The organism is Oerskovia rustica (genome assembly GCF_014836555.1).
Lineage (GTDB): Bacteria > Actinomycetota > Actinomycetes > Actinomycetales > Cellulomonadaceae > Oerskovia > Oerskovia rustica.
On record NZ_JACSQQ010000026.1, the window covers coordinates 1 to 7038 of the forward strand.

At 73.5% G+C, this 7038-nt stretch carries 6 protein-coding genes and 1 pseudogene; 3 read left to right on the top strand and 4 right to left on the bottom strand.

Features of this window, described 5'->3' with window-relative positions:
- The 3 genes and pseudogenes from H9652_RS14380 to H9652_RS14390 all read right to left on the bottom strand — a co-directional run.
- Positions 1–215, bottom strand: a pseudogene (locus H9652_RS14380) (hypothetical protein); the annotation flags it as partial.
- A 116-nt stretch (positions 216–331) separates the two neighbouring features.
- A complete protein-coding gene (locus tag H9652_RS14385; protein ID WP_191796861.1) occupies positions 332–751 on the bottom strand; it encodes a CBS domain-containing protein in 420 nt (139 codons plus the stop codon).
- Positions 752–891: 140 nt separating this feature from the next.
- Positions 892–1692: an SDR family oxidoreductase gene (locus H9652_RS14390; protein WP_191796900.1), complete on the bottom strand. Its 801-nt coding sequence runs from the start codon at positions 1690–1692 to the stop codon at positions 892–894.
- Positions 1693–1950: 258 nt separating this feature from the next.
- On the opposite strand from H9652_RS14390, the gene H9652_RS14395 reads away from it, so the two are divergent.
- Positions 1951–3780, top strand: coding sequence for an FAD-dependent oxidoreductase (locus H9652_RS14395; protein WP_191796862.1), 1830 nt, complete (start codon positions 1951–1953; stop codon positions 3778–3780).
- Between the two features lie 172 nt (positions 3781–3952).
- Here the strand turns inward: H9652_RS14395 and H9652_RS14400 are convergent, their stop codons facing one another.
- Positions 3953–4705, bottom strand: a complete 753-nt coding sequence (locus H9652_RS14400) for an endonuclease/exonuclease/phosphatase family protein (RefSeq protein WP_191796863.1) — start codon at positions 4703–4705, stop codon at positions 3953–3955.
- Positions 4706–4805: 100 nt separating this feature from the next.
- On the opposite strand from H9652_RS14400, the gene H9652_RS14405 reads away from it, so the two are divergent.
- Positions 4806–5426: an L-threonylcarbamoyladenylate synthase gene (locus tag H9652_RS14405; RefSeq protein ID WP_191796864.1), complete on the top strand. Its 621-nt coding sequence runs from the start codon at positions 4806–4808 to the stop codon at positions 5424–5426.
- A gap of 69 nt (positions 5427–5495) precedes the next feature.
- Positions 5496–6905, top strand: a complete 1410-nt coding sequence (locus H9652_RS14410; RefSeq protein ID WP_191796865.1) for a UTP--glucose-1-phosphate uridylyltransferase — start codon at positions 5496–5498, stop codon at positions 6903–6905.
- Positions 6906–7038 lie beyond the last annotated feature (133 nt).

Genomic DNA, 7038 nt, shown 5'->3' on the forward strand with positions numbered 1-7038 from the left:
CCCCCCCCCCCCCCCCCCCACCCCTCGACCATCGCGACCGCGAGCTCCACGGTGCGGTCGAGCGTCTCCTGGAGGCTGGGCTCCTCGGCGAGCGTCCGCGCGGCCGACGCGATCGAGGACTCGATGGCGGTGGCCGGGGTCGCCCCCGTGCCGTACTCGGCGCTCAGGGGGACGTCGAGGGTGTCGTCCTTCGTCTGCTGCAGATCCTGCGTCATCGGGCGGTCCCGTCCGTGCTCGGAGGTGGACGGTCGGCGGCGCACGACCGCGCCGTTCCTCCACCTGTCGAGGACAACGCTACGCGGTCCGTGGACGACGACGGTGCGCGCCGGGATCACGCGTGCGCCGCGTCCTCGGTGTCGCGGGCACCGACGAAGACCTGCCCGCGCTCGATCGCGGTGACGAGGTCGGAGAGCCGGACGATGCCCACGAGGTCCGGCCCGACCATGACGGGCAGCCGCAGCAGGGCGTGGCGCTCCATGATCCGCACGGCCTCCCTGGCCGGGTCCTGGGGGCTGAGCACCACGAGGTCCTCGGTGCAGAGGTCGCCCACCGGGTGGTCGGGCGAGGCGTGGGCAGCCACGGCCCGCACGATGCTGCGGTCCGTGAGGATGCCCATCACGTCGCCGTCGTCGAGCACGACCGCCTCGCCGGAGTCGTCGTCGATCATGGTGCGTGCGGTCTGCGCGACGGTCGCGGTGCGCTCGACCGTGCAGAACGCCGTGGACATGAGCTGTGCGATGGTCGTCGGCATCGTCGCCTCCGGGATCACTGCCAAGGACGTCGGGCCGCTCCTCGACCCGGTTCTCACCCTAGCCCCGGACCGGGCGCGCCGGGCGGCAGGGCCCGTGAGGACCGTGCCGCCCAGGGGGCCAGGGCGCGTCGGGCATCGCGTCAGAACACGGGCTTGCCACCCGTGACGCCGAGCACGGTCGCCGAGACGTAGCTCGCGTCGGCGGGCGAGGCGAGGAAGACGAAGGCCGGTGCGACCTCGGCGGGCTGCCCGGCGCGCCCCAGCGGCGTGTCGGCCCCGAACTGCTCGATCTTCTCCGGCGGCTGCGTCGCGGGCTGCAACGGTGTCCAGATCGGTCCCGGCGCCACGGCGTTGACCCGGATGCCCCGCTCACCGACCTCGGCCGCGAGGTTGACCGTGAAGTTGTTGATCGCGGCCTTGGTCGACGCGTAGTCCAGGAGCGAGGTGGACGGCTGGTACGCCTGGATCGAGGACACGTTGATGATCGACGCGCCCTCGCCCAGGTGCTCGAGCGCGGCCTGCGTGACCCAGAACAGCGCGTACAGGTTGGTCCTGAGCACCCGGTCGAGGTCCTCGCTCGTCACGTCGGCGATCGAGGACCGCCGCGCCATCTGGAAGCCCGCGTTGTTCACGAGCACGTCCAGGCCGCCGAGCTGCTCGACGGCGTCGGCGACGGTCGCGCGGCACGCGCCCTCCTCGCGCAGGTCCCCGGGCAGCAGGACGGCGGTGCGGCCCGCCTCACGCACCCAGCGCGCGGTCTCCTCGGCGTCGACCTGCTCCTCGGGCAGGTAGCCGATCGCGACGTCGGCCCCCTCCCGGGCGAACGCGATCGCGACGGCGCGCCCGATGCCCGAGTCGCCGCCGGTGATCAGGGTCCGCAGGCCCGTGAGCCTGCCCGTACCCCGGTAGGACGACTCACCGTGGTCGGGCAGCGGGTCCATGGAGGACGTCAGGCCCGGGGGCTCCTGCTGCTGGGCGGGGAAGGCGGGGGTCTGGTCGGGCACGGGATCCTCCTTCAGGTCGCCGCACGCGTGCACGCCGGTCGGCGGCCGCTGCGGGCGAGGTGTACTCGGGTCCCGTCCACGCTAGGTCGGCGCTCGCGGACTCGCAGCGCGGGCGGCCGGTTCGCCGCGCGGCCCCGGTGGCAGGATGGGCACCTGCCGGGCGCGACGGCGCGCCCGAGGATCGAGGTGGCCACGATGACCCAGGACGAGCGCACGGCCGAGGGCGCTGACCGGCGCCGCGCCCCCGAAGGAGCCCACGACGTCGACGTGCTCGTGGTCGGGTCCGGGTTCGGTGGGTCCGTCGCGGCCCTGCGCCTGACCGAGAAGGGCTACCGCGTCGCGGTCCTGGAAGCGGGCCGACGCTTCGCGGACGAGGACTTCGCCGTGACGTCGTGGCACCTGCGCGACTTCCTGTGGGCCCCGCGCCTCGGCTGCCTCGGGATCCAGCGCGTCCACCGCCTGCGCGACGTCCTGGTCCTCGCGGGGGCGGGCGTGGGCGGAGGATCCCTCGTGTACGCCAACACCCTGTACGAGCCCCTCGACGCGTTCTACAGCGACCCTGCATGGGGTCACCTGACCGACTGGAAGGCCGAGCTCGCCCCCTACTACGACCAGGCGCGGCGCATGCTGGGCGTCGTCACGTACGCGGGACGCACCCCCGCCGACGAGGCCATGTCCCAGGTCGCCCGCGAGATGGGCGTCGCGCACACCGTCACACCCGCCCCCGTGGGCGTGCTGTTCGGGGAACCCGGCGTCCGCGTGCCCGACCCGTTCTTCGGCGGCGCCGGCCCCGAGCGACGCGGCTGCCTCGAGTGCGGGCAGTGCATGACCGGGTGCCGCCACGGCGCCAAGAACACCCTCGTCAAGAACTACCTCCACCTCGCCGAGCGCGGTGGGGCCAGGATCCACCCCCTGACGACCGTCACCCGCATCGCGCCGTCGCCCGGCGGCGGCTACGAGGTCACCTCCCGGCGCACCGACCGCCCGTACGCCCGGCGCACCCGGTGGACCGCCCAGCACGTCGTCCTCGCCGCGGGCGCCCACGGCACGCAGCAGCTCCTGCACGCCCAGCGCGACGCCGGGACCCTCCCCGACCTCTCGCCCCGCCTCGGCATGCTCACGCGCACCAACTCCGAGGCGCTCCTGGGCGCGACCGCCGACCGGCCACGCCCCTCGGGACCACCCGTGCCCGACTACACGCGCGGCGTCGCCATCACCTCCTCCTTCCACCCTGACGCCCACACGCACGTCGAACCCGTGCGCTACGGCCACGGGTCCAACGCCATGGCACTCCTGCAGACCGTCCTCGTCACGCCCCGCGGCGCTCGCGGCCTGCGCCAGGGCAGCACGGAGCCCGACGGCGCTGCTCACCCCGGTCCGTCGCCCTCGCCCGCCGGATGGTTGCGGGAGCTGTGGGCCCAGCGGCGTCGGCTGCCGGCCATGCTCGACCTGCGGGGCTGGTCCGAGCGCACCGTGATCGCCCTGGTCATGCAGAGTCACGACAACTCGCTGACGACGTACACGCGCCGCTCCTGGACGGGCCGTCGTCGCATGACCTCCCGGCAGGGGCACGGGGCCCCGAACCCCGGGTGGATCCCCGCCGCGCACGAGACGGCCCGGCGGCTGGCCCGGGTCATGGGTGGGGCGCCCGGCGGGAGCATCGGGGAACCCTTCGGCATGCCCCTCACGGCGCACTTCCTGGGCGGGTGCGCGATCGGCGCCTCACCGGAGACCGGGGTGGTCGACGCCTACCAACGGGTGTTCGGGCACCCGGGGCTGCACGTCCTGGACGGTTCGGCCGTGAGCGCGAACCTGGGCGTCAACCCGTCGCTGACGATCACGGCACAGGCCGAGCGGGCGGTGGCGCTGTGGCCCCACCGCGGCGAGGACGACCCCAGGCCACCGCTCGGGAGCGCCTACCGGCGGGTGACCCCGGTCGCGCCTCGCTCCCCGCTCGTCCCGGCGGACGCCCCCGCCGCGCTGCGCCTTCCCGTGGTCCGGGTGACGCACGGCGGCACGCCCTGACGTGAGGTCGGCGCGGGGGAGAGGTGCCCTCGGTCCACGGGCGGGCGCGATGTCGAACACGTGTTCGAGTGAATGTGCTCGATGTGCCGACCTGTGTCGAACTGATGTTCGACTCGACCGGGCTGTGCCGACGATCAGCGTCGAACGCCTGTTCGACACCGGCGAGGGGCTCTCAGGAGCGGGTCGCACCGTCGAGCTCGACGTCCACGACCACCGCCCGGTGGTCCGACAACCCCGTGTCGACCGCCCGCCCCGGCGCCAGCGGACGCACCCCGCCGTCCGCCAGGACGTGATCGATCTGCAGCGTCGGGTGAGAGACCGGGTAGGACCGTGCGACGGCCAGCGGGGTCCACCCCGTGATGGTCGCAGGGACCTCCGAGCGCAGGTTCAGGTCCCCCAGCAGGACGAGCGGCCGCGGAGCCCCCGCCAGACCCCTCACGAGCCGGTCGAGCTGGTGCTCGCCCCACCCGTCGAGAAAGCTCAGATGGGTCGCCGCCACCGTCAAGGAGCCATGTGGTGTCTGCACGACCGCCGCCACAGCCGTGCGCGGCTCGTCGAGCCGCCACCGACGCGCCCGCTGGTCGGAGGCCCGGGGCAGAGGCCGCCACCACGGGCGGCGCGGCAGGGGCAGCACCCTCCACTCGAGCACGGGGAACCTCGACAGCAGGGCCACGCCGTACTGCGACCGACCGCGCGCCGACCGCTGGTCCAACGTAGGAGCGAACCGGTGGTCGACCGCCCCCATCGCCTCCGCCGCGACCCGTGCCAGGTCCGCCCGTCCCGACCGGCGCTGGTTGCGGTCCACCTCCTGCAACGCCAGGACGTCCGCGTCGAGCTCCGCCACGGCACGGGCGAAACGGTCCACGTCGACCAGGTCGTCCACCGTGGACCGGCCGTGCAGGATGTTGAAGGTCACGAGTCGCATCGCACCGATTGTCCCCCCGCTCGCGCCACCGCGCTCGCCGTCGGGCACGAGCACCAGCCTCCCGGCGGCAACCCCACCCCGCGAGGCCTAGGCTCACGCCATGGCCAAGTACTTCGACGTCCACCCCGTCGACCCCCAGCCCCGCGCGATCGACCAGATCGTCACGCTCCTGCGCGACGACGCCCTCATCGCCTACCCCACGGACTCCTGCTACGCCCTCGGCGCCCGCATCGACTCCCACAGCGCCACCCAACGCATCCGCGACATCCGCCACCTCGGCGACAAGCACCACTTCACGCTCGTGTGCGCCGACTTCGCCCAGCTCGGCCAGCTCGTCAAGATCGACAACGCCGCGTTCCGCGCCATCAAGGCCTCCACACCCGGCAGCTACACCTTCATCCTGCCCGCGACCGCCGAGGTGCCCCGACGCCTCGCCCACCCCAAGAAGAAGACCGTCGGCGTCCGCATCCCCGACCACACGGTCACCCAGGCCATCCTGCGCGCCCTCGGCGAACCTCTGCTGTCCAGCACCCTCCTCCTGCCCGGGGAGGACGAACCCATGACCCAGGGCTGGGAGATCAAGGAAGCCCTCGACCACCAGGTCGACGCCGTCGTCGACTCCGGCAACTGCGGCACCGAACCCACCACCGTCGTCGACTTCTCCTCCGGCGTCGCCGAGATCGTCCGCGTCGGCGCAGGAGACCCCTCCCGCTTCGAGTGACCACCCGCGTGAGCGACGCCCCACCGCCCACCCGGCGCAACCAGCCCCACCAGCCCTAGCATCGACACCATGAGCAGCCAGGGCCTCACCCACTCCCAGCGCAAGATGGCAGACGCCGGCGTCCACCCCACCGCGATCGACGTCTTCAGCCGCTTCTACGAGCTCCTCGACGGCGGCGCCACCGGCACCGTCCCCGAGGCAGACGTCGCCCCCCTCACCGACGTCACACACCGCCACGACCTCGACATCAGCCCCGACGACGCCGCCACCGCCCTCTCCCGCACCGCACTCGTCAAGCTCAACGGCGGCCTCGGCACCTCCATGGGCATGGACCGTGCCAAGTCGCTCCTCACCGTCCGCGACACCAACGACGGACCCCTCACCTTCCTCGACATCATCGCCGGACAGGTCCGCGCCGCCCGTGCCGCCACCGGCGCACGCCTCCCGCTGCTCTTCATGAACAGCTTCCGCACCCGCGACGACACGCTCGCGGCGCTCGCGGCCTACCCGGACCTCGCGGTCGACGGCCTGCCGCTCGACTTCCTGCAGAACCGCGAGCCCAAGCTGCGGGCGGACGACCTCGAGCCGGTCGAATGGCCCGCGGACCCTGACCTGGAGTGGTGCCCGCCCGGTCACGGGGACCTGTACACGGCGCTGGTGACGTCGGGGGCGCTCCAGCAGCTCCTGGACGCGGGCTACCTGTACGCGAGCGTCTCCAACTCGGACAACCTCGGCGCAGCCCCGGACGCGGCCATGGCCGGCTGGTTCGCGGCCTCGGGCGCCCCGTTCGCGGCCGAGGTGGCCCGCAGGACGCCCGCTGACCGCAAGGGCGGTCACCTCGTGGTGCGACGCTCGGACGGCCGCCTGGTCCTGCGCGAGACCGCGCAGACGCCCGAGGAGGACCTCGCCGCGGCCGGGGACATCGAGCGTCACCGGTACTTCAACACGAACAACCTGTGGCTCGACCTGCGCGCGCTGGCCGCCGAGCTCGACCGCACCGGGGGAGTCCTCGAGCTTCCCCTGATCCGCAACCCCAAGACGGTCGACCCCACCGACCCGTCCTCGACACCCGTGATCCAGGTCGAGTCGGCGATGGGCGCCGCGATCGAGGTCTTCGAGGGCTCGACCGTCATCGAGGTCGACCGCAGCCGCTTCCTGCCCGTCAAGGCGACGAGCGACCTGCTGCTGCTGCGTTCTGACGTGTACGAGCTCGGCGACGACTTCACGCTCACGGCCCGGGTCGACGCGCCGCTGATCGACCTCGACGCCGCGCACTACAAGCTCGTCGGCGACTTCGACGCGCGGTTCGGTCAGGGCGCACCGTCGTTGCGTGCCGCTCGGGGGCTCACCGTGCGGGGGGACTGGACGTTCGGTCGCGGCGTCGTCGCCGAGGGGGACGCGGTCCTGGAGGACGCCGGTGGGCCGTCGACCGTCCCGGACGGGGCGCACGTCGGCCCCGAGGGGATCGGGACCCGCTGACGGGACGCGGCGAGGTGCCCCCGGAGCCTCCCGCCCGAGGGCGCGGCGCGGCGGTGCCCCCTGGGGGCCCACGAGACCGTTGACGGCCCGTGAGAGGCGCGTGGCGTCGTCGGGCGCAATCCTGCTGCCCGAC